Annotated in this window: 28 protein-coding genes and 1 riboswitch; of the genes, 7 read left to right on the top strand and 21 right to left on the bottom strand. The window is 65.1% G+C overall.

Going from position 1 to position 26,366, the window contains the following annotated elements; all coding sequences use genetic code 11:
- Positions 1 to 49 precede the first annotated feature (49 nt).
- On the top strand, positions 50 to 610 hold the full coding sequence (locus J2X57_RS11335) for a hypothetical protein (RefSeq protein WP_309867080.1): 561 nt from the start codon (positions 50 to 52) through the stop codon (positions 608 to 610).
- Between the two features lie 87 nt (positions 611 to 697).
- On the opposite strand, the gene mazG is transcribed toward J2X57_RS11335, so the two are convergent.
- From mazG to gspN, 5 genes are read right to left on the bottom strand one after another with little or no spacing between them, the layout of a single operon-like run.
- Positions 698 to 1,492 (bottom strand): nucleoside triphosphate pyrophosphohydrolase, encoded by a 795-nt coding sequence (mazG, locus tag J2X57_RS11330; protein ID WP_308847896.1) that lies wholly within the window; start codon positions 1,490 to 1,492, stop codon positions 698 to 700.
- Positions 1,489 to 2,310: a 3'(2'),5'-bisphosphate nucleotidase CysQ gene (cysQ, locus tag J2X57_RS11325; RefSeq protein WP_309867076.1), complete on the bottom strand. Its 822-nt coding sequence runs from the start codon at positions 2,308 to 2,310 to the stop codon at positions 1,489 to 1,491. Before cysQ ends, mazG begins: the two co-directional genes overlap by 4 nt.
- A complete protein-coding gene (gene nudE, locus J2X57_RS11320) occupies positions 2,307 to 2,864 on the bottom strand; it encodes an ADP compounds hydrolase NudE (RefSeq protein ID WP_036110809.1) in 558 nt (185 codons plus the stop codon). The genes cysQ and nudE overlap by 4 nt, the downstream gene beginning before the upstream one ends.
- Positions 2,861 to 3,649 carry an inositol monophosphatase family protein gene (locus J2X57_RS11315; protein WP_043695567.1) on the bottom strand — a complete coding sequence of 263 codons (789 nt, stop codon included), beginning with the start codon at positions 3,647 to 3,649 and terminating at the stop codon, positions 2,861 to 2,863. Before J2X57_RS11315 ends, nudE begins: the two co-directional genes overlap by 4 nt.
- Positions 3,646 to 4,419: a type II secretion system protein N gene (gspN, locus tag J2X57_RS11310; protein WP_036110802.1), complete on the bottom strand. Its 774-nt coding sequence runs from the start codon at positions 4,417 to 4,419 to the stop codon at positions 3,646 to 3,648. The genes J2X57_RS11315 and gspN overlap by 4 nt, the downstream gene beginning before the upstream one ends.
- A 57-nt stretch (positions 4,420 to 4,476) precedes the next feature.
- On the opposite strand from gspN, the gene J2X57_RS11305 reads away from it, so the two are divergent.
- On the top strand, positions 4,477 to 5,820 hold the full coding sequence (locus tag J2X57_RS11305; RefSeq protein ID WP_036110800.1) for an adenosylmethionine--8-amino-7-oxononanoate transaminase: 1,344 nt from the start codon (positions 4,477 to 4,479) through the stop codon (positions 5,818 to 5,820).
- 76 nt (positions 5,821 to 5,896) lie between these two features.
- On the opposite strand, the gene J2X57_RS11300 is transcribed toward J2X57_RS11305, so the two are convergent.
- Complete coding sequence (locus J2X57_RS11300; RefSeq protein WP_309867070.1) at positions 5,897 to 7,378, bottom strand: N-acetylmuramoyl-L-alanine amidase; 1,482 nt, start codon at positions 7,376 to 7,378, stop codon at positions 5,897 to 5,899.
- Positions 7,379 to 7,577: 199 nt separating this feature from the next.
- Entirely contained in the window at positions 7,578 to 8,207 is a 630-nt protein-coding gene (locus J2X57_RS11295) for a 2-hydroxychromene-2-carboxylate isomerase (RefSeq protein WP_036110797.1), read from the bottom strand.
- An 83-nt stretch (positions 8,208 to 8,290) separates the two neighbouring features.
- On the opposite strand from J2X57_RS11295, the gene J2X57_RS11290 reads away from it, so the two are divergent.
- Positions 8,291 to 9,025 (top strand): 16S rRNA (uracil(1498)-N(3))-methyltransferase, encoded by a 735-nt coding sequence (locus J2X57_RS11290; protein WP_309867065.1) that lies wholly within the window; start codon positions 8,291 to 8,293, stop codon positions 9,023 to 9,025.
- Between the two features lie 317 nt (positions 9,026 to 9,342).
- Here J2X57_RS11290 and J2X57_RS11285 read toward each other — a convergent pair whose 3' ends face one another.
- The 12 genes from J2X57_RS11285 to glyA all read right to left on the bottom strand — a co-directional run bounded on the left by J2X57_RS11285 (position 9,343) and on the right by glyA (position 19,744).
- Complete coding sequence (locus J2X57_RS11285) at positions 9,343 to 10,314, bottom strand: aldo/keto reductase (RefSeq protein WP_309867061.1); 972 nt, start codon at positions 10,312 to 10,314, stop codon at positions 9,343 to 9,345.
- 9 nt (positions 10,315 to 10,323) lie between these two features.
- Positions 10,324 to 10,824, bottom strand: a complete 501-nt coding sequence (locus tag J2X57_RS11280; RefSeq protein WP_309867058.1) for a phosphatidylglycerophosphatase A — start codon at positions 10,822 to 10,824, stop codon at positions 10,324 to 10,326.
- On the bottom strand, positions 10,821 to 11,774 hold the full coding sequence (gene thiL / locus J2X57_RS11275) for a thiamine-phosphate kinase (RefSeq protein WP_309867055.1): 954 nt from the start codon (positions 11,772 to 11,774) through the stop codon (positions 10,821 to 10,823). The genes J2X57_RS11280 and thiL overlap by 4 nt, the downstream gene beginning before the upstream one ends.
- A gap of 35 nt (positions 11,775 to 11,809) precedes the next feature.
- A complete protein-coding gene (gene nusB / locus J2X57_RS11270) occupies positions 11,810 to 12,256 on the bottom strand; it encodes a transcription antitermination factor NusB (protein ID WP_036110783.1) in 447 nt (148 codons plus the stop codon).
- Entirely contained in the window at positions 12,253 to 12,720 is a 468-nt protein-coding gene (gene ribE / locus J2X57_RS11265) for a 6,7-dimethyl-8-ribityllumazine synthase (protein WP_036110782.1), read from the bottom strand. Before ribE ends, nusB begins: the two co-directional genes overlap by 4 nt.
- A 45-nt stretch (positions 12,721 to 12,765) precedes the next feature.
- On the bottom strand, positions 12,766 to 13,698 hold the full coding sequence (gene ldcA / locus J2X57_RS11260) for a muramoyltetrapeptide carboxypeptidase (RefSeq protein ID WP_309867048.1): 933 nt from the start codon (positions 13,696 to 13,698) through the stop codon (positions 12,766 to 12,768).
- A gap of 70 nt (positions 13,699 to 13,768) precedes the next feature.
- On the bottom strand, positions 13,769 to 14,860 hold the full coding sequence (gene ribB / locus J2X57_RS11255) for a 3,4-dihydroxy-2-butanone-4-phosphate synthase (protein ID WP_079522606.1): 1,092 nt from the start codon (positions 14,858 to 14,860) through the stop codon (positions 13,769 to 13,771).
- A gap of 12 nt (positions 14,861 to 14,872) precedes the next feature.
- Positions 14,873 to 15,514, bottom strand: a complete 642-nt coding sequence (locus J2X57_RS11250; RefSeq protein ID WP_036110775.1) for a riboflavin synthase — start codon at positions 15,512 to 15,514, stop codon at positions 14,873 to 14,875.
- A gap of 125 nt (positions 15,515 to 15,639) precedes the next feature.
- Positions 15,640 to 15,791: riboswitch (FMN riboswitch) on the bottom strand.
- Positions 15,792 to 15,879: 88 nt separating this feature from the next.
- Positions 15,880 to 16,866 (bottom strand): Gfo/Idh/MocA family oxidoreductase, encoded by a 987-nt coding sequence (locus tag J2X57_RS11245; protein WP_309867041.1) that lies wholly within the window; start codon positions 16,864 to 16,866, stop codon positions 15,880 to 15,882.
- Positions 16,863 to 17,927: a bifunctional diaminohydroxyphosphoribosylaminopyrimidine deaminase/5-amino-6-(5-phosphoribosylamino)uracil reductase RibD gene (gene ribD / locus J2X57_RS11240; RefSeq protein WP_036117160.1), complete on the bottom strand. Its 1,065-nt coding sequence runs from the start codon at positions 17,925 to 17,927 to the stop codon at positions 16,863 to 16,865. Before ribD ends, J2X57_RS11245 begins: the two co-directional genes overlap by 4 nt.
- Positions 17,928 to 17,968: 41 nt before the next feature.
- Positions 17,969 to 18,484 (bottom strand): transcriptional regulator NrdR, encoded by a 516-nt coding sequence (gene nrdR / locus J2X57_RS11235; RefSeq protein WP_079522607.1) that lies wholly within the window; start codon positions 18,482 to 18,484, stop codon positions 17,969 to 17,971.
- Between the two features lie 3 nt (positions 18,485 to 18,487).
- Positions 18,488 to 19,744, bottom strand: coding sequence for a serine hydroxymethyltransferase (gene glyA / locus J2X57_RS11230; RefSeq protein WP_036110770.1), 1,257 nt, complete (start codon positions 19,742 to 19,744; stop codon positions 18,488 to 18,490).
- 229 nt (positions 19,745 to 19,973) lie between these two features.
- On the opposite strand from glyA, the gene J2X57_RS11225 reads away from it, so the two are divergent.
- A complete protein-coding gene (locus J2X57_RS11225) occupies positions 19,974 to 20,939 on the top strand; it encodes a hypothetical protein (protein ID WP_309867035.1) in 966 nt (321 codons plus the stop codon).
- Between the two features lie 5 nt (positions 20,940 to 20,944).
- On the opposite strand, the gene J2X57_RS11220 is transcribed toward J2X57_RS11225, so the two are convergent.
- Positions 20,945 to 22,135: a hypothetical protein gene (locus J2X57_RS11220; RefSeq protein WP_309867032.1), complete on the bottom strand. Its 1,191-nt coding sequence runs from the start codon at positions 22,133 to 22,135 to the stop codon at positions 20,945 to 20,947.
- A 256-nt stretch (positions 22,136 to 22,391) separates the two neighbouring features.
- On the opposite strand from J2X57_RS11220, the gene ettA reads away from it, so the two are divergent.
- The 3 genes from ettA to J2X57_RS11205 all read left to right on the top strand — a co-directional run bounded on the left by ettA (position 22,392) and on the right by J2X57_RS11205 (position 25,526).
- On the top strand, positions 22,392 to 24,050 hold the full coding sequence (ettA, locus tag J2X57_RS11215) for an energy-dependent translational throttle protein EttA (protein ID WP_036110767.1): 1,659 nt from the start codon (positions 22,392 to 22,394) through the stop codon (positions 24,048 to 24,050).
- Positions 24,051 to 24,207: 157 nt separating this feature from the next.
- Complete coding sequence (gene pyrF / locus J2X57_RS11210; protein ID WP_090352606.1) at positions 24,208 to 25,023, top strand: orotidine-5'-phosphate decarboxylase; 816 nt, start codon at positions 24,208 to 24,210, stop codon at positions 25,021 to 25,023.
- A 119-nt stretch (positions 25,024 to 25,142) separates the two neighbouring features.
- The gene (locus J2X57_RS11205) at positions 25,143 to 25,526 is read left to right on the top strand and encodes a hypothetical protein (RefSeq protein WP_036110760.1); all 384 of its coding nucleotides are present in this window, start codon (positions 25,143 to 25,145) and stop codon (positions 25,524 to 25,526) included.
- A gap of 132 nt (positions 25,527 to 25,658) precedes the next feature.
- On the opposite strand, the gene def is transcribed toward J2X57_RS11205, so the two are convergent.
- Positions 25,659 to 26,195, bottom strand: a complete 537-nt coding sequence (gene def / locus J2X57_RS11200) for a peptide deformylase (RefSeq protein WP_043695599.1) — start codon at positions 26,193 to 26,195, stop codon at positions 25,659 to 25,661.
- Positions 26,196 to 26,366 lie beyond the last annotated feature (171 nt).

The following is a 26,366-nucleotide window of genomic DNA, read 5'->3' as shown; positions in this document are numbered from 1 at the left end:
CGCGCGGCGGCACGTTTTTCACCGTGCAAGTCCAACCGGGAGATAACCTATGCAACGCAAGACCCTTCTCGCCAGTGCCGCTTCCCTCCTCCTCGCCGGCTCGGCTGCCTTCGCGTATGCGCAGGATGCCGCTCCCAAGACCCCTGCCGCTCCGGCCACCTCGTCCGCCCAGACCGGCGGCCCGCAGCGTGGCCCCGGCCCGCAGGGTCCCGACGGTCCGAAATGGGGCCACGGTGGCGATCATGGGCACGGCCGCGGCGAGCGTGGCGGCTGGGGCCAGCATGGCCATGGCGGTCCGGAAGACGGTGGCGTGATCGGCGACCTTCGTTCGCTCGAGCGCCTTTACGTAACCACCGGTCGCCAGAAGGAACTGCCGGCGCTGTACAACGAAGTACTCGCCAAGTCGCAGAATCCGCGAGTGCGTGACTATGCGTACCGTCACCTGGCACGTGCGCAGATGCAGCCGCAGAACGTCGATGCCGCGATCTCGACACTGCGCAAGAGCCTCGACGAGAACCTCGCGCAGGACCAGAAGCGTCATCAGGACATGGAGGCTTTCAGGCAGCGCATGCAGGCACGCGCCGCTTCGAAGCCGGCTGACGGCAAATAAGACACGACGGGGTCGAAAGGCCCCGTTTCTTGCCTGTAGGAGCGCGCCTTGCGCGCGATGTTCTGGGTTCGCGCGCGAGGCGCGCTCCTACATGGCGGTGTCGCGCTTGACGCGAACCCAGAGCGCTTCCTGCTCCTCCAGCGAATACGACGACAACGTACGGCCCTCGGCCGCGGCCATGGCTTCCATCCCGCGAAAGCGTCGCTCGAATTTCGCATTCGCCCCACGCAACGCGCGTGACACATCGACCTTCGCATGCCGCGCCAGATTCGCCGCGACAAACAGCACGTCGCCAATCTCGTCGGCCAGCCGATCTTCATCGGCACCGTTTTCGAACTCGTGGCGGACCTCCTCGATCTCTTCCGCCATCTTGTCCAGCACCGGCGTGTGATCCGGCCAGTCGAAGCCGACGTTAGCCGCGCGCTTCTGTAATTTCACCGCACGCTGCCACTCCGGCAGTCCGGAAGAGATACCGGCCAGCGCACTGGTGTCTTCCACGCCACGCGCCTTACGCTCTTCGGCCTTCAGACGATCCCAGTCACGCGAACGTGCCGTGTCATTCGCGTGCGTCACATCCTCGAACACGTGCGGATGGCGGCGCACCATCTTGTCGCAGATCGCGTCGACCACATCGCCGAATGCGAAGTGCCCGGCCTCTTCCGCCATGCGCGAATGAAAGACCACCTGAAGGAGAAGGTCGCCCAGTTCATCACGAAGATCGCGCATGTCGTTGCGATCGATCGCGTCGGCGACTTCGTAAGCTTCCTCGATCGTGTATGGCCCGATCGTGGCGAAGTTCTGTTTCACATCCCAGGGGCAACCGTTCTCCGGATCGCGCAAGCGCGCCATGATCGCGATGAGGTCGTCGACAGGTCGTGTCACGCGGGATTCTCCGGGTCGATCAGCCGCGCTGTCCAGTCGACGCCGGTGTCGCCGCAGGCAATGAACTCGGGATTGATCAACGAGTCGCGCGTGTTGTACCGGAACGGACGACCAGCCAGATCGAGCACCGCGCCGCCCGCTTCTTCGAGCACGCACTGAGCCGCCGCAGTGTCCCACTCGGACGTGGCGCCCAGGCGCAGATAGATGTCCGCTTCACCGCGAGCGATCACGCAAAACTTGAGCGAAGAGCCCAGCGCAAAGGTCTCGTGCTTACCGAGGCGTTCGAGCAAGGTCATCGTGCGACCACCGGTGCCGTAAGAGCGACTACCGGTGACCATCAGCAGACTGTCGGCGGAACGCGTGCGAATGGCTTCGCGTGGTGCATCGACCGAGCGCTGGCGCCACGCGCCACCGCCAGCCACCGCGGCGTAGAGATCGCCCGTAACCGGCGCCAGCACGACACCCAGCACCGAGCGATGGTCCTCGATCAGTGCGATGTTCACGGTGAACTCGCCGTTGCGCTTCACGAACTCGCGCGTACCGTCGAGTGGGTCGACCAGCCAGTAACGGCGCCAGGTGCGACGCTCCGCCCAGGACGCGGCGAGCGCCTCCTCGGAAATCACCGGCACGCCCGGCGCGAGCTTCCGCAGGCCTTCCGCGATGACACGCTGCGCGGCGAGGTCGGCGGCGGTCACCGGTGAATTGTCGTCCTTGCAGACGACTTCGAAATCCTGCGCGTAGATGGCGAGGATGGCCTCGGCCGCTTCGCGCGCGATCGCGCAGACCGGGTCGAGCCAGGCGGCGTGCGCGCCGCTCATGCCGGCGTATAGCGCCCGGCGAGGAACTCGCGGGCCATGAAGAGTGCGGCGATGGAACGTCCGTCGGTCACGTCGTCGCGCGCGATGAGCTCGTGGAGGTTATCCAGGCGCCATGGCAGGACTTCCAGTTCCTCGGGCTCGTCACCCGCGAGGCGTTCCGGGTACAGATCCTCGGCCAGCACGATGTGGATCTGGTGGGTCATATACGCGGGCGACAGCGACAGCGTGCCGAGGAAGGTGAGCTTGCGCGCACCGAAGCCGACTTCCTCCTTCAGCTCCCGGTTCGCGCCCTCTTCCGCGGTTTCGCCGGCATCCATGCGGCCTTTCGGTGCGCCGAGCTCGTAGCGCTCGACGCCGACGCTGTATTCGCGCACCAGCAGCACGGTGTCCGCATCCCGCATCGGAACGATGAGCACGGCGCCGTGACCGCCGCTCTTCAGCCGTTGGAACGTGCGGCGTTCTCCGTTCGAGAATTCGAGGTCGACTTCTTCCGCATGGCGGAAGTAGCTGCTGGACGCGTCGCGCGTCGCGAGGATCGTCGGGCGTTTGTTCATCGGTCGATTGTAGCCCCGGTAAGCCGGGCGAGCGCCTCGGCGTGGATCGCGGGGGTGCCGGCCAGTACGCTGCGCGTCTCCAGGCCAGGCGCGGCGCCGGACAGGTCGGTGAAGACGCCACCGGCTTCGCTGACGATCACGGCCAGCGCGGCGATATCCAGAATGTTGACGTCGGACTCGACCACCAGATCGAGGCCACCGCGCGCCAGCAGGTGGTAGTGGCAGAAATCGCCGTAGCCGCGGATGCGGTTACTGTCGCGGATCATCGCGCCCAGCGCATCCCAGCGGGCATCGCTCGTCAACGTTTTTACGTTACCGGTGGAGATCGATGCCTGGGACATGGCCTCGGTGGCCGCCACGCGCACCGGCTCACCGTCGAGGAAGGCCCCGCGCCCGCGTACGGCCCACATCCGCTCGTCATACACCGGGGCGGAGGAGACGCCGAGCACCAGCTCGCCCCGGTGCATCAGCGCGATCTGCGTGGAGAAGAACGGTGTGCGGCGGACAAAGCTCTTCGTGCCGTCCAGCGGATCGACCAGCCACAGGTAGTCGCGCGTCGTGTCGTCGGCGCCGTACTCCTCGCCGTAGATACCGGCCTCCGGCAATGCCTTGGAGAGGATCGCACGGATGGCCAGCTCGGCCTCGCGGTCGGCGACGGTCACGGGGGTGTCGTCGCCCTTGACGATCACGTCGACGCCCGAGCGCCAGTAGTGAAGGATGATCTCCGCGGCGGCGCCGGCGGCGTCACGGGCGGCGGCAAGCGCCTTGTCGAGGGTGTCGGTCATGGCGTGTTCGCGGGCGCTAACCCGGCCTTGCGTTGCAGATTGACGGAGCCGTTGCGCCCGATGGGGCCGAAACGTGCGATGAGGTGCGACAGCGCACTGTCCGCGACCCGCGGGACCAGCTTGCCGTCCAGACGCCAGCCCAGCGGCGACGCGGCGAGCGCGGCGTCGACCGCCAGCGAGCCCTTGCCGTCGTCCGCGAGCGTGGCGCGAAGCACGCCGCCGACGCTGGCCGCCTTCAGGGCGAGACCTCCCAGGGCGACGTAGCCCTCCGGCGTGCGTATGGCCGCGGCGCGCCAGTGGATATCGGCGTCGAGCGCGACAGGCCAGTTACCCTGCAGGTCGGCGCGCGGGATCTGGCCGTCGACGACGCCCATCGGGATCAGTTCGGGTGGCAGAGCCGGGCCAGCCAGCGCTGCGGCGTCGAGCCGGAAGTCGATGCCGGTCCAATGCATGGCATCGGGATCGGTCCGTTCGAGATGGCCGTCGAAGCGGCCGGCGCGCCCCTCGAGATGAAGATCGAGATGAATGCGGCCGAGGATGGCGTCCCGACCGAGGCGCCACGTGGCGCTGCCCAGTTCGCGGCCGTCACGGCCCGTGACACGCCCTGCCCGCCCATCCCACAAGGTGCCCGAGAGATCGTCCAGCACCAGCCCTTTCGCGCGGGACGCGGCGAACGGCACGGCCAGACTGGCCGGCAGGAACCAGTACAGCAGGCCCGAGACCAGCAGCAGCACGACAACGATCAGGGCGACCCGGCGAAGCCATTTCAAACCATCACCTCAACATCCTCACTTGAGCCACGAAGGACCGGGGGCGATCATGGGCGGATGACCGACACCCTCATCGCACGCGATCTCTCCGTCCTCTGGCACCCGTGCACCCAGATGCACGACCACGAAACCCTGCCCATGGTACCCGTCGTACGCGGCGAAGGGGCATGGCTGGTGGGCGCGGACGGTAAACGCTACCTCGATGCCGTCAGTTCCTGGTGGACCAACCTGTTCGGCCACGCCGAGCCGCGCATCGCCGGGGCACTGAAGGACCAGCTCGACCGGCTGGAGCACGTGATCTTCGCCGGCTTCACCCACGAGCCCGCCGTGGAACTGGCCGAGGAACTGGTCCGGATCACGCCGAATGGCCTCGACCGGGTATTCCTCGCCGACAACGGCTCCGCCGCGATCGAAGTGGCGCTGAAAATGAGCTTCCATTACTGGCTGAACCAGGGGCACGGCGAGAAGACCCGCTTCATCGCCCTTACCGGTAGCTACCACGGTGAGACGCTGGGTGCCCTGTCGGTGAGCGACGTGGCGCTTTACCGCAAGACGTATGCGCCCCTGCTGCTCACGCCGGAACTGGCACCCTCCGCGGATACGTTTGAGGGCGAGCCGGGCGAGACCCCGAAGGAGATCGCCACTCGCCGCCTCGGCGAGATGCGCACGATCCTCGAACGCCACGCGCACGAAACCTGTGCAGTGATCGTCGAGCCGCTGGTCCAGTGCGCCGGCGGCATGCGCATGTATGACCCCTCGTATCTCACCGGGTTACGCGCCCTGTGCGACGAGTTCAACGTGCACTTCATCGCAGACGAAATCGCCGTGGGCTTCGGCCGTACCGGCACGTTGTTTGCCTGCGAGCAGGCAGTCGTGTCACCGGATTTCATGTGCCTGTCGAAGGGATTGACCGGCGGGTTCTTGCCGTTGTCCGCCGTGGTCACGACGAACGACGTGTATCAGGCGTTCTATGCGGAATATGCGGCGGGCAAGGCCTTCCTGCATTCGCACAGTTACACCGGCAATCCTTTGGCCTGCCGCGCCGCAACCGCGACACTCAAGATCTTCCGTGACGATCCGGTGCTGGAGCGCAATCGCGTGCTTGCAGCTCACATGGCTATGCGCATCGCTCCGCTGGTGGATCATCCTCATGTGGCGCAGGTGCGTCAGACCGGCATGATCGCGGCGATCGAACTGGTCGCCGACAAAGCCTCGCGCACGCCGTTCCCGGCCGCCGACCGACGTGGCCTGCGGGTGTATCGCCATGGGCTGGAGAACGGCGCGCTGCTGCGGCCCCTCGGCAACATCGTTTATTTCATGCCGCCGTATTGCATCACGGAAGACGAGATCGACTTCATGGTGGATACGGCGATCGCGGGAATCGGAAAGGCTGTGGCGTGACGAACTGCCGGGTACGGCAACTCATCACGCCGTCGAGTCGCAGCTCTACGCTGCCGCCTTTTATCCGCACGGTTGTCTATCGCTGAGCAACGCCTATCTCAGGCCTGGGCAGACAGCTCATGATGATTTCCGCTGGTTTTGTCTCTATGCCAGCAAAGTCTCTTCCTACGACTTTCAGTGCGAACGGAGACCGCCCTACGTCATCGTCAAGACACTGATAACCAAGGTCGACGCGCTGCTCAGCAGGGGCTTCGGGCACCATAGCCCATCCTCGCTCTGCACTGACGCTCATCGGATAATCGGGATACCCGGTCCAGGTAATGGGAATTTTGGTTACGTCACCCACTATGCTCTCTGCTTTGTCTGGGACCCGAACGGCGAACTCCTCGCAACGTTCACCGTTACGGAAGAGACGATAGGCCTTGGCCAAACCGCGCATCGCGCTTCCGACGAAAAGTGGATCTTTCAATGCCGCGGCGTCCTCGGCGTTTGTATGGAAACCGAGCTCAACGATAATCGCCGGCATATCGGCCAGGCGATTCTCACCCTTGTCGGAAAACTGGGGATTCGGTGCGACCGCAAAATCCTCATAAGCTTTGCTCGCATGAATATGTTCACGCATGTAGCAGAGAGCCATGGATGCAAATTCAGCCGACTCGGGGCGACCGGGCTGAGAGAAGACCCTTGTACCCCGTACACTGGCGTTGTCCGAAGCATTGGTGTGAATGCTGATCATGGCGTCTACGCCAAGCGCATTTGCGAACAGCGGCCGACTTCGAATGTCTTCCCTATACTCCCGCAAGTCGCTCACATCATCGGGCAACGAATGCCAGATATCCGGTCTCTCTGGAAGGGACCGCTCAAGAAGGTAACGAGCGGCCATCAGATAAAGAGGTTTGCCGCTCGGCTCGTGATTCCCGAAAGACGACTCCCGGCTAGTTTTCACAGCCACGCCGTCCATGCTCAGCCACGCCCATAGTGGGGTAGCAATCTCTGAAGTGACCCGGTCCTCGATAATTCCATTCGCCGGTTCTCGCTGGAATCGCCAGTCGTGAAAGCCATGGTGGTAGTAGTAACCATGTCCATCGTTGATCAAGACTGACCCGAGGCCGTCCCTGCTAGTGGGCTTTGTTGATTTCGATTTTTCGGGCTCACGCCTGTCGCCAGGGAACCAGAAGTACAAGTCTTTCCCACCGTAGCGCCAATCAAGCCCCTGGATTCCATGGATATTCTCCAGCATCGGCCAGATCTCATTGGCAATTTCCGACTGGAGATTTTCCATTTCCACGTAGCCGGAAACCGGGCCGAACCTTTCATCCACTTCCATGAGAAGCGACTGGCCCACCGGATCAAATTGGGATTTGATATGGATGGGGAGATGATCTTCCTCAAAGAAAGACTTCGAGTTCGCGATGCGATTAGCGACCTCGTCGACGCGACGCTCGACGTTACGGCGGGCATCGATGCTCATCGACGACACCGAAACCTGATTCTGGTCATCTGCCCTTGCCGCGCCTGGCAATTCCGCCCCCGCTGCCACGCTGAGCGCAGCAAGCATCCACAAGCCTGCTTTAGTGCGATTTCTTCTTCTCATCATCTGCCCGACTCCGTAGATTCACGATGCAGGTGCCGAATGACGTCGCGCCATTCGACGCCCGCAAGTGAAGCCTAGGTTTCAGGCCATGCGCCGTACTACGCGAAAATTCTGAAAAATCCGTTTTTCTTGACCGGTCGCCAGCTTCGACTTTGCGACGGCCTTATCGGATCCGCGACAGCCCGATCGGCAGATCGCCAAGACGCGCCATCTCACTGTCATCGAACAGCTCGGGATGAGCGAGGTAATCCATCGCAAACGCATGCGCGTCAGCACCCCAGAACAACTCGTTGCCGATCGCCAGCGTCGGCACGCCGTAGACCTGATCGCGCATCGCCTGTTCGAAATTCGCCTGCAGGGCGGCTTTGACGCCGGGCGCGGAGAGCGCGGCGCTGACGTCGCCGATGCCCAGCGACGTCGCCAGTGGCTGGATCGTCTCGGGCGTATCCGCCGCACGGCCATGCACCCATATCCACTCGAAGATGGCACCGACGGCCTCGGGCGTCGACCCGGCGGCAACACACAGGCGCAGCGCCGGCAGCGGATTGAACGGATGGGTCGGGGGAAACTTCAGCGGCACGTTCGCCTGCCGTGCCCGCCACAGCGCGTACCGATAGGTGAACTCGCGCTTGCGCGGGATCTCCGCCGGGCCGCGCTGCCCCATCTGCTTCAGCAGGCCGCCGAACAGGATCGGCCGCAGCACGACCTCCCGCTCCTGAGCCAGTTCGCGCACCGCCGGCCACTGCAGCCAGCTGAACATGGAGACGAAATCGAAGTACCAGGCGATCGGCATTACGCGGCTCCTTCGTCGATGGGACGACGATAGCCGTCCGCATCGCTGGCTACAATGCATGTTCCGTGACAGAAGGCCCCACCATGCGCACCATCCGCATCCATGTCGACATGCCGCTGACCAGCGGAGTTGACATCACCCTGCCCGCCCAGGCGGGCGAGCACGTCGCCCGCGTCTTGCGCATGGAGGCCGGCGCGCCGGTCGTGCTGTTTTCGGGCCACGACGACACGGAGTTCGATGCCACGCTGACCAGCGTGGGCAAACGCGAAGTGGTGGCGAGCGTGGGCGAAGGGCGGCAGCTCCAGAACGAATCGCCGCTGTCGCTCACCCTGGTACAGGGCGTGGCGCGCGGCGAGAAAATGGACCTGATCGTGCAGAAGGCCACCGAACTGGGCATCGCCCGCATCGTGCCGATCCTGACCGAGCGTTCCGAAGTGAAGCTGGACGCGGCGCGCTCCGAGAAACGCCTGCTCCACTGGCGCGCGGTCGCCGCCAGCGCATGCGAGCAGTCGGGACGCGCCCGGGTGCCGCAGGTGGAAGCCGCCGTACCGATGGCGACCTGGCTTGCCTCGCTGGGCGAAGGCGGCCCGATGCGGCTCGCGCTACTGCCCGAAGGAACGAAGCGCGCCGGCGAACTCGGACTGACGGGTGCGGCGATGTTGGCTATTGGCCCCGAAGGCGGGTTCGGAGACAGGGACCCTGTGGCGCTGGCGGCGCACGGGTTTGCGGGACTGAAGCTGGGACCACGAATCCTGCGGACGGAAACAGCGGGTCTGGCGGCGATTGCAGCCTTGCAGGCGCTTTACGGCGACATTTGAGCATTATCGCCGTGACGGGTGCGGCCGCACGTTTGCACAGCACGCGCTGACGAAGGGGTACTGTTGGGTGCCCTTCTCGTCGCTAAGTCCTCCTTCGGCCTTCGCCTACGTGCGGAAGCGCTCCGAGAACGGCATCCAACAGCACCCTCCGACTCCTGAGGTTGCAGGCAGGAAAGCGAAGAGTGCTCTGCTCGCACCCCACTGCAACGTAACGCTGGAAGGGAGTCGGCGGCTGGCGTTCTTGGAGCGCTTCCGCACGAAGGCGAAGGCCGTAGGAGGACCTAGCGACAAGAATGTCAGCCGGCGACTCCCTCGCCTCAGCGCGAGAGCGCCGCTTCGATGCGCCCCATAACCGCATCGTCGAGCAGACTTACCGCATCGAGAGCCTTCAGGTTTTCTTCGAGCTGCGAGGTTCGGCTGGCACCGAGGATGACCGTCGAAACGTTCGGGTTTTTCAGACACCAGGCGAGCGACAACCGCGCCAGCGGAATGCCGAGATCAGCCGCAATCGGGGCGAGCGAACGCACCGTTTCAAGCCGCGCCCCGTCGTTACCGAGCAGCGACTCACGCAGCCATGCGTAGTCGGCGTGGCCCATGCGTGAGTCGTCAGGGATACCGTCGTTGTACTTGCCCGTGAGCAGCCCCGACGCCAGTGGCGACCAGATCGTGGTGCCCATGCCGTAGCGCTCGTACAGCGGTGCGTACTCCTGCTCGAAGCGCTCGCGATGCAACAGGTTGTACTGCGGCTGCTCCATCGACGGCGCGATGAGATGATGTTCGCGCGCAAGCCGGTGCGCTTCCTCGATCTCGCTGGCGGCCCATTCGCTGGTGCCCCAGTACATGACCTTGCCCTGCCGGACCAGCGTGTCCATCGCCAGCACCGTCTCGAGGATCGGCGTATCCGGATCGGCGCGGTGGCAGAAATACAGGTCGAGGTAATCGACGCGCAGACGATCGAGCGCCTGATGACAGGCGTCGAACACGTGCTTGCGCGAGAGGCCGCGCTGCGTCGGCTTCGGATCTTTCACCGCGCCGAAGAACACCTTGCTCGACACCGTGTACGCGTCGCGCGGCAGACGCAGGTCGGCGATCACGTCGCCCATCAGGCGCTCGGCATCGCCCGCGTTGTACGTCTCGGCGTTATCGAAGAAATTCACGCCATGGTCGTAGGCCAGCGCGATCAGCTCACGCGCTTCCGACCGGCCGACCTGGCGACCGAACGTGACCCACGCGCCGTACGACAGCGCCGAAACCTTGAGACCGGTCGAACCGAGGCGACGGTATTCCATGGCGAGTTCCTAACGAACGAAGTGAAGGATCGACAACAGCACGATACCGGCGAAGATACCGGCGATAACGTCATCGAGCATGACACCGAAGCCGCCTTTCACGCGGCGGTCGAACCAGGCGATCGGCCATGGCTTCCACACGTCGAACAGACGGAACAGGAGGAATCCGGCAGCCACGGCCCACCACGGTGCAAGCAGCGCAGGCAGCAAGGCGATCCATTGCCCGACGAATTCATCCCAGACGAGGCTGCGATGATCGGCCACGCCAAGGAGGCGCCCGGCGACGTCGCAGGCCCATACGCCCAGCGCGAACGACAGGGCGATGATGACGAGCCAGGCCGGCACGGACAGCTCCCGCAGCAACAGCCACGGAACGATCGCCGCCAGCGACCCGAACGTCCCCTGCGCCTTCGGCGTCAGTCCGGAGCCGACGCCGCAGGCGATCCAGCCCCAGGGCGAGGCCAGCAGGCGGCGACGATCGGCAGGATCGAGGACGTACTTCGTGGTCATGCGGCGAAGTGATTCCAGCCGCTGCGAGCGGGCATGAGGGTTTCACCTGCCGCATCGACCACGCGCACACCGGCACCCTCGACGATGCGGCCGATGCGTGTCGCGCCACAACCCAGCCGCGACAGCACGGCGCCGACTTCGGCCGCCTTGTCGGCTGGTACGGTGAAACACAGCTCGTAGTCGTCGCCACCGCTCAGAGCGAAATCCTGTGCGTCGGCCTCGGCGAAGTGCGTCAGCAGCGCCGACGAACGGGGCAGCAGCGCGGCATCGATGGACGCGCCCACGTTGCTCGCCGTGCAGATGTGGCCAAGGTCGGCGACCAGGCCGTCCGAGACGTCGATGCACGCCGTTGCCACGCCACGCAGCGCCTGCCCTGCCGCGACACGCGGCACAGGGCGATTCAGTCGCTCGATCATGGCTGCGTAAGGCGCCGTGTCGGCTTCATCGAGGCAACGCAGACCCGCGGCGGCGTCACCGAGCGTCCCGGTGACCATCACCACGTCGCCGACGCGCGCGCCCGACCGGAGCAGCGCCTCGCCCGGTGCGGTAAAGCCATGCACGGCAACGGTGACGGTAAGCGGGCCGCGCGTGGTGTCGCCACCGATCAGGGCGAGCCGATAAGGCGTCGCCAGTTCGGCGAAGCCCTGCGCGAGGCCGTCGAAAAAGGCTTCATCGCCATCGGGCGTCGTCAGCGCGAGCAACGCCCACGCGGGCGTGGCGCCCATGGCCGCCAGATCCGACAGATTGACCGCCAGCGCTTTCCAGCCGATATCGGATGCGGACGTGCCGACGGGAAAGTGGACACCCTCGACGAGGGTGTCCACGGCGATCGCGAGCTCACGTCCGGCCGGTACCGCCACCACGGCGGCATCGTCACCGATGCCGGTCACCACATCGTCGCGATGGACGCTCGTGTGACGACGGATACGATCGATCAGGTCGAATTCCATGCAGGTTCCTTGTCCCGCGAGGATTCGCGGTCCGCTCAGGATCGCTTCTCGGCCGTACGCCAGTGCGTCGCGAGTTTGTCGAGAACACCGTTCACATAGCTGTGGCCGTGATCGGCGCCGAACCGCTTGGTGGCTTCCACGGCCTCATTGATCACCACGCGATACGGCACGTCCGGGCGGTATTTCAGCTCGTAGGCACCCATGCGCAGGGCCGACAGCTCGATGGGGTCGATCTGCGACACCTCACGGTCGACGAAGGGCTTGATGCCGTCGTCCAGTTCCTTCACGTGCTTCTCGACGCCGCGCAGGATGTCCTCGAAGTATTCGAGATCGGCGACGACCATGTCCTGCTCGTGGCGGAACTGCTCGATCACGCTGCCCATTTTCGAGCCACCCACCTGCCAGGCATATAGCGCCTGCAGCGCGCGGCGGCGTGCGCGCGAACGCGCGGCGAGGTCGATACCGTGAGGAGGAGTGTTCATTTACCCAGCTTCGTGTAGAGGTTGGCCATTTCGATCGCAACCATGGCCGCGTCGCTGCCCTTGTTTCCGGCCTTGGTGCCGGCGCGCTCGATGGCCTGCTCGATGCTGTCGGTGGTCAGCACACCGAACGACACCGGTACGCCGGACGCGTAGGCGGCCTGACCGAGACCCTTGGCGGCTTCGCCGGCCACGTAGTCGAAGTGCGGCGTGGAACCGCGGATGACCGCGCCCAGGCCGATCACCGCGGCGTAGTTGCCGGCGCCGGCTACCTTATAAGCGGCCTGAGCGATTTCCCAGGCGCCAGGAACGCGGATGAGGTCGATCGCATCATCATTCACGCCATGACGGACGAGGGTGTCACGCGCGCCCTGGATCAGCGGCTCGACGACGAAGCTGTTGAAACGGCCCGCGACGATGGCGAAACGGCCCTTGGGGGTGGCGAAATCGCCTTCGATGATCTTCATGTTCGGTTGTCCTGTGGCGGATCGGCCGCCGCGCGGCCGGGTATTTTACGGGGTTTTCGGCCGGGGGTGGCCGGTAAACGTGAGAGCGGCCTCGCCGGCGGCGACGCGAAGCCGTGCCGGGGCGCCGAAAGGCAGGGTGAACTTGCTCGGCCCATGGCCGAAAGGCAGGCCGCGCACCACTGGTATGCCGCTGGCGGCGGCGATCCGGTCGAAGGCGACATCGACGTCATAGCCGTTGTCGTATTCGGTCACGCGGTAGTTGATGAAGTCGCCCATGACCAGGGCGGCCTGTCGACGCAGGACACCGGCATGTAGCAGCTGATAAAGCATGCGCTCCACGCGATAAGGCGGCTCGGCCAGATCCTCGACCACCAGAATGCCGTCTTCGATGACGGGAAAGTAAGGCGTGCCCGCCAGGCCGGCGAGCATCGCCAGGTTGCCGCCCCAGACCGGACCTTCGACGGCGAGGTCGACGGTTGCCGGCGCGGCCCACGTCGCCGAGCCCTCCGCCGAGGAGAGCGTCTGCCAGAAGCTTTTCCAGGTCAGTTCGTCGAGATGCAACGCCCCGAAATCGCCGCCGAGCATGGGGCCGCCGAGCGTGATCAGGCCGGACTTCGCATACAGAGCGCATTGCACGGCGGTGAAATCGCTCTGCCCCACCAGGGCGATCGGTGCATCGCGCAGCCGCTTTGCCAGGCCGTCGTAGTCGAGCAGGGGAAGGATGGGATGCGCACCGTAGCCGCCACGGATGGCAAGCGCGATATCCGGCAGCTCCCGCGACGGATCGGCGAGCGCGTTGATGTCCGCGGCGCGCTGGGCGTCGCTGCCCGCGAACCGGAGTTCGCGTCGCGAGAGGACCTCCAGACCACTCACCCGATGGCCTGCGGCCTCGAGGCGGGCGATGCCTCGCTGCATGGCTTCAGCGGATTGCGGGTAGCCGGACGGGGCGATGAGACGGATGTCGTAGGTCTGGGGCATGGAGTCTGCGTGGTCTGCCAGGGACTGCCTAGCAATAAGGGGTAGGCGGCGGGATGGCAACCCGCCGGGCTCAGCCTGCCTGTTCCACCACCTCGAGCCCGAAACCCGCGATGCCGACGAAGCGACGCGGGGTCCCCATGACACGCAGTTGTCTGACCCCCAGGTCCGCCAGGATCTGCGCACCGAGGCCCAGCTGTCGCCATTCCTGATCGTCCCCGGGGGCGGGCGTCGGCGCGACGTCCCGCTTGAGCCGGCCGAGCAAGGACTCGGCCGTGTCGCCACCGGAAAGGACCACGAGGACGCCACGGTCCGCCTCGTCGATGCGACGCAAGGCATCGGTGACCGTCTGGCCGAGGTCGTCCCGCTTCAGGTGAAGCACATCCGACAAGGTGTTGCGGACATGGACCCGGGTCAGCACCGGCTCGCCATCGGCGACGTCGCCGCGCACCAGCGCGAAGTGCAGACCGTCACGAATCGCATCGCGGAAAGCGACCAGGCGGAAAGCACCGAACTCCGTGTCGACATCTTCTTCGTGCACACGCTCGACCGTCTTCTCGGTTTCAAGGCGGTAGCGGATGAGGTCGGCGATGGTGCCGATCTTCAGCCCGTGCTTCGCGGCGAAGATCTCCAGCTCGGGACGGCGCGCCATCGAACCGTCGTCGTGGAGGATCTCGATCAGCACCGACGATGGCTCGAGTCCGGCCAGCGCGGCGAGATCGCAACCCGCTTCGGTGTGGCCCGCGCGGCTCAGGACACCACCGGCCTGTGCCGTGAGCGGAAAGATGTGGCCGGGCATGGTGATATCGGCCGGTTTGGCATCCTTCGCGGCGGCCACGCGGATCGTGTGCGCGCGGTCCTGCGCCGAGATGCCGGTGGTGACGCCTTCCGCGGCCTCGATCGAGACGGTGAAGTTGGTGTGGTAGGGCGACGTGTTGTCGCTGACCATCGGCTTCAGCCCCAGCTGGCGGGTATGCCGCTCCGTCAGGGTGAGGCAGAGCAGCCCACGGGCCTCGCGGACCATGAAGTTGACGTCCTCGGGACGGACCTTCTCGGCGGCCATCACGATATCGCCTTCGTTCTCACGGTCTTCGTCGTCGAGGATGACGACCATGCGCCCCTGACGAAGATCCTCGAGGATCTCGGGAATGGTATGGAAAGACATGCCGGGGAATCCTCAGGCGAAACCGTGCTGTTTCAGAAAGGCCTCGTCGAGGCGCGGGGCATCGCCACTGGCGAGCAGGCGCTCGACGTAACGGGCGACCACGTCGACCTCGATGTTCACGGCGTCGCCGGGACGGCGATCCGAGAACGCCGTATGTTCGACGGTATGGGGGATGAGGTTCACCCCGAAACGGTGACCGCTCACTTCATTCACCGTGAGGCTGGTGCCGTCGATGCAAACCGAACCCTTGTGCGCGATGTAGCGAGCGAGGTCGGCCGGCACTTCGAACGTCCAGCGCTGAGAACGCCCGTCCGGGACGACGGAGACGACCTTGCCGGCGCCATCCACGTGACCGGAGACCAGGTGACCGCCGAGGCGGTCGGCCAGGCGCAGCGCCTTCTCGAGGTTCACCGGGTCGCCGGCCTTGTGCTGGCCCAGCGTGGTGTGTGCGAGGGTCTCGTTGGAGACGTCGGCGGCAAAGTGCTTCGCGTCGAACTCGATCACGGTGAGGCACACGCCGGACACGGCGATGCTGTCGCCGAGGGCGACATCGGACATGTCGAGGGAAGCGGTATCGACGACGAGACGGACGTCACCGCCACGCGGCTCCAGCCGCGCGATGCGGCCGACGGCCTGGATGATGCCGGTGAACATGTCAGCGACCTCCGTGGATGGAGGCGGCGATGGAGAGTCGGTTTTTCATGAAACGTTTCCCGCGGTGGTGAGCGAAAAACGCCCCAAGGCGCATGGCGCCGCTCGCTCCCTGGGGAACGTGCGACCGCCGTCTTCTTTCATCCGGACTGTAACCGTCGGCTCCGGCATCGAACCGGATCTGCTGACCTCCCGGCATGACACCGGGAGCGCTCGCGGGCTCGTTTCCTTACGGAAACCTACCGCCGGTGGGGAGTTTCGCCCCGCCCTGAAGACGCTGTGGAGGCGAGAGAATAGCATGCCGCCATCCCTCGCCCTGAGCGAGATGGGCATCGAACGCAGCGAATACAAGCTCCCGACGGCCCGGGTCAGCCGCGTGCGGGTCGGAGCACCTGATCCATGACCCAGCTGGTGCGCGCGCCGCTCTCCGCGGTGGACGGGCAGACGCCCTTCCCCGTCAGCTCCGCCACGATCGATGCGATCAGTGGCTGCTGGATGTGTTCGGGATTGTCGACGTGGATGTCTTCGCGGCGCCCGTCCGACTCGAGCACGACCGGCCCGTCGCCGAAGGTGGCGAAGATCAGGCGACCGCGGTCGCCGACGATCTCGACGCGGTCCTCGCGGCGATCGGCACAGAAATTCCACACGCCCGTGCCGAGCACCCCGCTGTCGAAACGGAACGCCATGGCGACGGTGTCTTCCGCGGCATAAGCGTTCGCCTGATTCGTGGCCATGCCCCGGGCGTCGACGATGGGGCCGAGCAGGAAGTCGAGGATGTCCAGCGTATGGCAGCCGATATCGACAAACACGCCACCCCCGGAAATTTCAGGACGCACTGTCCACGGCAGATTCTCGGGATCGCGGTAGCGCGCTTCGAGCGGATGGTGCAGGACCACGTTGACCAGCCGCGGCGTGCCGATGGTGCCTTCACGCAGCAGCCCGGCGATACGCCGGAAGCGCGGAAGGGCGCGGCGGTAATAGGCGACGAACACCGGTACGCCGGCCGCCCTGCCCGCATCGATGATCGCGTCGCATTCGGTGCGATCGATCGCCATCGGCTTCTCGACGTACACCGGCTTGCCCGCCGCGATCGCCATCAACGCATAGTCGCGATGGCTCGACGGCGGTGTCGCCACGTAAACCGCGTCGACGTCGGGATCGGCGACGAGCGCCGCGGCGTCGTCATACCAGCGAGGAACAGCGTGGCGCTGCGCGTAATCGCGCGCCTTGTCGCCATCGCGGCGCATCACCGCGACCAGCGAGGAATCGGGGACTTTCTGGAACGCGGGGCCGCTCTTCACCTCGGTCACCGCACCGCAGCCGATGATGCCCCAGCGAACACGCGCGTACGTCATGACGTCGGGCGCAACTGCAGTCGCGTGTCGTCACCGACCTGGCGACGATCCACCGTGGTCAGGCGCCAGCGCGACGCCATGTCGTCGAGCGGCGGAAGGTGCAGCATCGGTCGTCCGGTGTGACCCAGCAGGATCGGCGCGACGTAAACGAGCAGTTCGTCGGCAAGCCCGGCGGCGAACAAGGCACCGCAAAGCACCGGCCCCGCCTCCACATGAACCTCGTTGACGTCACGCAGCGCCAGCCAGTGGAGCACGGTGCGCAGGTCGAGGCCTCCGGACGCTTCGCGACGCAGGGGCGCGCGCTGCACGTCGGCAAGATGCGCGGGAATCGCCGCATCCGCGGCATGGAACAGAACCGTCGGCGCCGACCCGTCGAGCACGCGCGCACCGGCGGGCGTACGCAATGAGGTATCGATGATGGCCCGCAGCGGAGGCACGAAGGACTGGCCTTCCGGCAGCCGGACGGTGAGTTGCGGGTCGTCGGCGAGGACGGTGCCGCTGGCGGACAGGATCGCCGAGGAGCGCGCGCGCCAGCGCTGCACATCCGCGCGCGCCGCTTCGCCCGTGATCCATTTCGACGAGCCGTCGGCGAGCGCCGTGCGACCGTCGAGGCTCATGGCGAGTTTGACGCGCACCCACGGCCGACCGCGCTGAATCCGGCTGAAGAACCCGATGTTGAGTTCGTGCGCGGCGTCACGCATCAGACCGACCTGCACGCCGATGCCCGCCGCACGAAGTTTTTCGATGCCTTCGCCGTCGACCTTGTCGAAGGGATCCTCGTGCGCGATGACCACACGACCGACACCCGCGGCGATCAGCGCGTCCGCGCACGGTGGCGTGCGGCCGTGATGTGCGCATGGCTCGAGGGTCACATACGCCGTGGCGCCACGTGCCGACTCACCGGCTTCGTGCAGGGCGAAGATTTCCGCATGCGGTTCGCCGGCACGCGGGTGCCAGCCCGTGCCGAGCACGGTGTCGCCACGTGCGATGACGCAGCCCACGCGAGGATTCGGCTGGGTGGTGGCAAGCCCGTGCCCGGCGAGCCGAAGCGCGTGCGCCATGTGGACGTGATCCACGGCGGGGAAGAACGGCCGCGACATCCTCAGCTCTTGCGCCCGCGCCTGGCCGCATCCAGCAGCGGCAATTGCAGGCCTTCGACCGAGGGCAGATCGCGCTCGAGCTTTTCGATTTCCTCGCGGAACGCGTGGACATCCTCGAACCGGCGATAGACCGACGCGAAACGCACGTAGGCCACCTGATCGAGGGGTTTGAGCTCACGCATCACGAGTTCGCCGACCTGGCGCGACGGGACTTCGCGCTCGCCGAGCCGACGCAGATCGTTGATGACCGCGCGCACCGCGGTATCCACCGCATCGCTGGCGACAGGCCGCTTCTGCAGCGCCCTCTCGAAGCTGACGCGCAGCTTGTGTTCGTCGAACGGCTCGCGACGATCGCCGGATTTGACGATCGCCGGGAGCTTCAGTTCCGCCGTTTCGAACGTGTTGAACCGCTCGCCGCACTGCGGACACTCGCGCCGGCGACGCACCGTGCTCCCGTCTTCGGTGAGGCGGGAGTCGATGACGCGGGTGTCTTCATGCTGGCAGAACGGACAATGCATCGATCAGCCGTAAACCGGGAACCTGGCGCACTGCGCCGTGACCTTCTCGCGGACCGAGGCGATGACCGCCTCGTCGCCCGGCGCGTCCAGCACGTCGCAGATCCACTGGGTCAGCTCGATGGTGTCCGCTTCCAGATAGCCGCGGGTGGTGATCGCCGGCGTACCGACGCGCAGGCCCGAGGTGACGAACGGCGAGCGCGGGTCGTTAGGTACGGCATTCTTGTTGACCGTGATGTGCGCCTTGCCGAGGGCCGCTTCCGCGTCCTTGCCGGTGACATCGCGGCCGATCAGGTCGACCAGCATCAGGTGGTTCTCGGTACCGCCGGAGACCACCTTGTAGCCACGCTCGATCAGCGTCTTCGCCATGGCCTTGGCGTTCTTCACGACCTGACCCTGGTACGCCTTGAACTCGGGCTCGAGCGCTTCCTTGAAGGCCACGGCCTTGGCCGCGATGACGTGCATCAGCGGACCGCCCTGGATACCCGGGAACACGATCGACTGGAGCTTCTTCTCGAGCTCCTCGCCGAGACCCTTCGCCACGATGATGCCGCCGCGCGGACCGCGAAGCGTCTTGTGCGTGGTGGACGTCACGACGTGGGCATGGTCGATCGGGCTCGGATAGTGCCCCGTGGCGACGAGGCCGGCGATGTGCGCCATGTCGACGAACAGGTACGCACCGACCTTGTCGGCGATCGCGCGGAAACGCGCCCAGTCCATGATCTGCGAATAAGCCGAGAAACCGGCGACGATCATCTTCGGCTTATGCTCGACGGCGAGCTTTTCGATCTCGTCGTAGTCGACCAGACCCGACTCCGGGTCGATGCCGTACTGCACGGCGTTGAAGATCTTGCCGGAGAAATTGACCTTGGCTCCGTGGGTCAGGTGACCGCCGTGGGCGAGGCTCATGCCGAGAATCGTGTCACCCGGCTGCAGCAGCGCGAAGTACACGGCCTGATTGGCCTGCGAGCCGGAATGCGGCTGCACGTTGGCGTAGTCCGCCCCGAAGAGCTTCTTCAGACGCTCGATGGCCAGCTTCTCGGCGATGTCCACGTATTCGCAGCCACCGTAGTAGCGCTTACCGGGATACCCCTCGGCATACTTGTTGGTCAGAGACGAACCCTGGGCCTCCATGACGCGTGGGCTGGCGTAGTTCTCGGAGGCGATCAGCTCGACGTGATCTTCCTGGCGACGGGTCTCGTCGGCGATGGCCCTGGCGAGTTCGTCGTCATAGCCAGCGATCGTTGCATCCTTCGGGAACATCTCGACCTCATGGGGCAGGTGGGGAAACAAGACCGAAAGTGTAGCGGTAGCGGCGATTTGCGGCCACTGCCGCCCCGTCTCAAGGCAATTGGGACCCGCACCTACGTATCGCCGGGGCCACGCCCCGCCCGACTCCGGGGCGGGCGCCGACTCTGTGCGCCTTCGCTCGCAAAGTAAGGTTTGTCCGCGCCATGTGCGCATTTCCCCACACAGAATGGATTCTGCATCGATGCACCTGCCTCGCTCCGGCCGACTCGCCGTCAGCCTGATTCTCTTCGCCACCGCGTGGCACGCGGGCGCCACGACCGCCGATGCCCGGGTCACCACCTTCGACAAGCACGTGTCGGCCGGCCTCCCGCAGGCGTTCTCCCTCCCGGTCGAAGATGGCCAGACCGCCCGCCGGGTGCTCGTGGCCCGGCGCCTCAACAGCGACGTGGTGCTTCCGGACGGCAATCACGCCACGCTGTATACGGGTAACGTCGCCGGCCAGGAAGCCGTGTTCTCCCGGACTGGCGAGACGCTGAATATTTCCGTCGACGAACCCGCGGAGGGCAAGCTGACGCGTTCCCGGCGAGCCGCCGCCCTTGCGAACCGCTCGCCGACGCCGCCGGAGAACGACGACGACCCGGCGGGGCCCGATGCGTTGCGCTTCTGGATCTTCCTGCACGACCGCGCGGGTGAGCCCGATTACGCGAAGTTCCATCACTGGTACCTGGGCTGGTGGATCAAGGATATGGAAACGGCGGTGCGGCCCGGCGTCGCGATCAAGGTCATCCTGCAGGCCAACGTACCGGGTATCACCGATCTCGATTACATGAATGCAAAGCCGGAGGCGCTCTATCGGGAGCTGCTGGTCAACGCGCGGAAGTACGCGGAGGCGCGGGGCGAACGACCCGATCGACTGACCAAATACATGCTTTTCGTCGGTGACAGACCGACCCGATGGAGGCAGGAAGGCACGTACGGTGAATCCGAAGCCCTGCGAGGAGTGGCCATGGCCACGGGCTGGGGGCCGCGTCACATCGTGGCTCATGAATTCGGTCACCTGCTGGATGCGCGCCACGAATACGCCGAGACCCGCTGGTGCGTGACCAACATGAAGGACTACACCATCGGCTTCGTCAGCTGCCGCTACTACTCCAGGCGCAACGACGACCAGATTCGCGCCTACGTGAGGCGCGCCCTGGAACCCTGACCGGCTCAGTTCAGGATCATGGAAAAGCTGCGTTCGGCCAGCACCTCCGGGTCGGGACCGTGCCGGAGATATGAACGGATGCGCCGGGCGTTGTCGTACGAAAAGCGGTGGCAGTCGCCGATGAGATCGTCGGTACCTGTCGCCATGTTGGTCACGCACCACCACCAGCCTTCGTAACGTCGCTCGGCCAGTCCGTGCTCGGCGCCCAGAGTGTGACCGAACTCGTGGGCCACGATGTTGACCCGGCCTTCGGTGGACGCCATGGCCTCGTTGCCGCCCTCGAACGCCACCCCGAACGCATCCGTCATCGGGCGGTCGCGGCTCATGAGCAGGTATTTGTGTTTGTAGGTCTTGCCATGGGCCAGGCCGTAAAGTTCGGCATAGGCCTTGACGGTCTCGTGCCAGTTGTCCAGCGCCTCGGGGTAGCCGTAAGGCATGTCGGTGACGCCGGGTATCCGATAGCGGTAGGACATGCGGATGTTCTCCGCCGGCAGGATCTTGCGCGCGAGTTCCGTAAGCCACCAGGCGGCGAACACGGAGTGGATATGCAGCGGTCTGGCGTCGAGATCGTCGTGAATCAGAACGAAGAAATGAGGGGAATAGGCCAGCGGATCCTCGATGGCGCGGACGCCGCGCCCCAGCGATGCCTGCTCCGACAATAACGGCGGGTCCATGTCGAACGGCCACCCCGGCATGACGTGCGACTCGTCACGCGGCCGGGGGACGGGACGGCGTCCGGGCTCGGGAGCGTCGGGGTTCCGTACACGCTCCCGCAGCACATCCGGACTCCCTGCCGTATAGCCCGTGACATCGACACCGTCCCGGACGGGCACGCTGATATCGACCTGAGTGCCGATCCGGGTGATCGCCGCCTCCCGCCCGCCAAACAGACCGCGATACATGCGCCCGGCGGGCATCCCCGGAATGTCTACCTCGATATTCAGAGCATCCTGCACGACGAGCTGCGCCGCCGCGACGTCGCGGCGCGGGCGGTGGACGTCGACCGGCACGGCGATGTCGGCGGGCAGCCCGGCAGCCACCGCTTTATCGAACGCCTCGACGAAGCCACTCACCGGATCGTCGGCGGGCGCGGCGGGCGGGAGCGGATGTTCCGGCCCGTGCGCGAACGCACACGGCGTGGCGAGGAGGAGAGCCGCCAGCAGGCACGGGCCGGCACGAAAGACGGGGAGAAACATGCATTCAGTCCTTGAATGAGGGCGGAAGACCCGCCGGGGAGAGGAAGGTTACCGGCCCCGGACCGCCGCGGTGGGTCCACGGACAACCGCCGGGCGGCTGGCCTACGGGAATATCCGCCCTGCTCCCGGAACCGGTCGCAGACCCGCCCGGGGCGTCACTGGCACCTCCCGCGACCCGCTATAATGGGAGTTTGTACCCGCGCGTCGACGCCCCCTCCACCTCGGAGGGCAGGCGGCCGCGCCTTCCGGAGGCCGCATGCAATACATCTACACCATGAATGGGGTGAGCAAGATCGTCCCCCCGAAACGCCACATCATCAAGGACATTTCCCTGTCCTTCTTCCCTGGCGCCAAGATCGGCCTGCTTGGTATCAACGGCTCGGGCAAGTCGACGGTGCTGCGGATCATGGCCGGCGTCGACAAGGACTTCCAGGGCGAGGCCCGCGCCAATCCGGGTACGAAAATCGGCTATCTCGCGCAGGAGCCGGACCTCGACCCGAACAAGACCGTACGCGAAGTGGTCGAAGAAGGCGTCTCCGAGGTCCTGGACGCCCAGAAGCGCCTCGAAGAGGTCTACGCGGCCTACGCGGAAGAAGGCGCCGACTTCGACAAGCTCGCCAAGGAGCAGGAGGCCCTCGAAGGCATCCTCGCCGCCAACGATGCGCATGCGCTCGAGCGCCAGCTCGAAGTGGCCGCCGACGCGCTGCGCCTGCCGCCCTGGGATGCCCTCGTCGGCCCCCTCTCCGGCGGTGAGAAGCGCCGCGTCGCCCTGTGCCGCCTGCTTCTCTCCAAGCCGGACATGCTTCTGCTCGACGAGCCCACCAACCACCTCGACGCCGAGTCGGTCGACTGGCTCGAAACCTTCCTGCACGATTACCCGGGCACCGTGGTCGCGGTCACCCATGACCGCTACTTCCTCGACAACGCCGCCGAGTGGATCCTCGAACTCGATCGCGGTCGCGGCATTCCCTGGAAGGGCAACTACACCGAATGGCTCGAGCAGAAGGGCGAGCGCCTGAAGCAGGAAGCCAATCAGGAGAAGTCGCGCCAGAAGGCCCTGCAGAAGGAACTCGACTGGATCCGCACGGCAGCCAAGGGACGTCAGTCCAAGGGCAAGGCGCGTATCAACCGCTTCGAGGAACTGAACTCGGTCGAGTACCAGCGCCGTAACGAGACGAACGAAATTTTCATTCCGCCGGGTGAGCGCCTGGGTCAGGAGGTCATCGAGTTCAAGAACGTCACCAAGTCGTTCGGCGACCGCATGCTCATCGAAGACCTGTCGTTCAAGATCCCGCCGGGCGCCATCGTCGGCATCATCGGCCCGAACGGCGCCGGTAAGTCCACGCTCATGAAGATGATCATGAACCTGGAAAAGCCGGACTCGGGCGAGGTCAAGCATGGCCATACGGTCAAGCTCGCCTACGTCGACCAGTCGCGCGACGCCCTGGATCCGAAAAACAACGTGTGGCAGGAAGTGTCGGGCGGCTCGGACATCCTCACCATCGGCAACTTCGAAATCCAGTCACGCTCGTACATCGGCCGCTTCAACTTCAAGGGTACCGACCAGCAGAAGATCGTCGGTCAGCTGTCGGGTGGTGAGCGTGGCCGCCTGCACATGGCCAAGACGCTGCTCCAGGGTGGCAACGTGCTGCTGCTCGATGAGCCGTCCAACGATCTCGACGTGGAAACCCTGCGGGCGCTCGAAGACGCCCTGCTCGAGTTCCCGGGCTGCGCCGTGGTCATCTCGCATGACCGCTGGTTCCTCGATCGCATCGCCACACACATCATCGCGTTCGAAGGCGACTCGCACGTCGAGTTCTTCCCGGGCAACTACAACGAATACGAAGCCGACAAGAAGCGTCGCTTCGGTGATGACGCCGGCCCGAAGCGCGTCAAATACAAGAAACTGGTCTGACGAAGTCGTCACCCTGTGTAGGAGCGCGCCCTGCGCGCGAAAGGCCCATCGCGAGAGTGCCTTTCGCGCACAGGGCGCGCTTCTACCGGAAGAGGCTCACGAAATTACCTAAGTAATTTTACGCACCACCCTTTCCATCCAACGAGCGAAGCCATCCATGAACTTCATGACCGCACTGAAGGACGCCTGGCGTCGCAACGATTCATTGCTCTGCGTGGGCCTCGACCCGGAACCGGGTCGCCTGCCGGCCGGGCTGTCCGGCAACGAAGGCATTTTCGAGTTCTGCCGCGCCATCGTCGATGCGACGGCAGGCCTGGTCTGCGCCTATAAGCCGCAGATCGCTCATTTCGCCGCGCAGCGCGCCGAGGATGCGCTGGAGCGGGTCATCGCGCATATCCATGCGACCCAGCCAGGCATCCCCGTCATTCTCGACGCCAAGCGTGGCGACATCGGATCGACGGCGAAACACTATGCCGCCGAGGCTTTCGACCGTTACGACGCCGATGCGGTAACGCTCAATCCATACCTCGGTCACGACTCGATCGCCCCGTTTCTCGAACGCGCGGACAAAGGCGTGATCCTGCTTTGCCGCACGTCCAATCCGGGCGGGAAAGATTTTCAGGCACTCGATTGCGGCGGACAGCCGCTTTACATACGCGTCGCCGAAACGATCGCCCGCGAATGGAACACAAACGGCAATTGCGCCCTCGTGACCGGTGCGACGTGGCCGGAAGAGCTTGGCAGGGTGCGTTTGGCGGTGGGTGACATGCCGCTCCTCGTTCCGGGCATCGGAGCACAGGGCGGTGACGTGGAAGCGGTTCTCAGGCAAGGAAAGACCGTCGATGGCACGGGACTGATGATTTCTTCCTCGCGCGCCATCCTTTACGCTAGCGGCGGTCCGGACTTTGCGGACGTAGCACATCGCGCCGCTGATGACTTGAGAAAGTTGGTCAACTTGCACCGCGAGCACTAAGCAAAACAAAAGGCAGTCGCAAATTGCACGACTTGGCAACTGCAAAAGGCTTACGCTCGCGCTGCACGCTATCCAACAATACCGGGCTTAAGGCGCCACCGCGTTCTACCGGAGTTGTCATGCCACCTATGAACCGAGGTTTTTCCCAACGCCTGCATGTCGCGCTGGACATGGCTGGCGTGAAGAAAGGCCGCGGCCGCATCACGCAGCTGGCCGATCTTTTCGATGTCAGCCGTGAGACGGCACGCAAGTGGCTGAGCGATCTTGGCCTTCCCGAACTCGAGCGCCAGATCGATATGGCGACCCGATTTGGCGTGAACTTTGAATGGCTTGCGACAGGTCGCGGCTCCCCCAATGGCGCCACCGGCGTGCGCGAGAGTCCGGCTCTCTACCGCGCGGATTCGCGTGAGCAGCTACGCCTTGTCGGTCTTGTAAGCCGGCTTCCGAAGGAGCGTCGCAAGGCGTTGCTGGTGATAGTCGAGGCGCTCGCGGAAGCGGAATAATCGCCGCAGCTTCGGCAGCCGTGCCATGTCCTGCGAGGCCCGGAACCGTATCACGCAGGATCCCGGCAAGAAATTACTTAGGTAATTTCGCCGTATAGGCGTCTATACGGCGAATCTTAAAGAAGAACGCCTTCAGTCGTCGCCGACGTCCATGCCGGGGAAAAGCACCTCGGTGAAGCCGAATTTCGTAAAGTCGGTGATCCGCGACGGATACAGCCGACCGATGAGATGATCACATTCATGCTGCACCACGCGGGCATGAAAGCCTTCGGCGGTACGATCGATCGGCGCACCGCTGGGGTCCACGCCCTGATAGCGAATCAGCGAATAGCGATTCACCGCCCCGCGCAGGCCGGGCACCGAAAGGCAGCCTTCCCAGCCCTCTTCCATATCCTGGGACAAGGGCGTGATCACCGGATTGAGCAGGATCGTCTGCGGAACCGGCGGCGCGTCCGGATAGCGCTCGCTCGAATCGAAGCCGAAGATCACCAGCTGCAGGTCCACGCCGATCTGCGGCGCGGCAAGGCCAACGCCGCCTGCGTCATGCATCGTGTCGAACATGTCCTGGATCAGCGTGTCCAGTTCGGGCGAACCGATCATCGCATCGGGCACCGGCGGTGCCACGCGCAGCAGGCGCTCGTCACCCATCTTGAGAATGTCGCGGATCATGGTCGTGCCCGGGGAGTGGGATTGCCTCAAGCATGGCGGCGGACGGCGCCGGGCTCAAGCCTCCCGTCGCCGCACCGCAGCACGCGCCCGGGTACGGAGCCATACGACCAATGGCTAATGCGTGAACCGCTCCTAGGACATTGACCCCCATCCCGGGCAGGACGACCCTTG

Origin of the sequence: Luteibacter sp. 1214, assembly GCF_031455395.1 — a bacterium.
In the GTDB taxonomy this organism is placed as follows: domain Bacteria; phylum Pseudomonadota; class Gammaproteobacteria; order Xanthomonadales; family Rhodanobacteraceae; genus Luteibacter; species Luteibacter mycovicinus.
The sequence above is the reverse complement of the archived record's forward strand: the minus strand, read 5'-3'. Positions and strand labels throughout refer to the sequence as shown.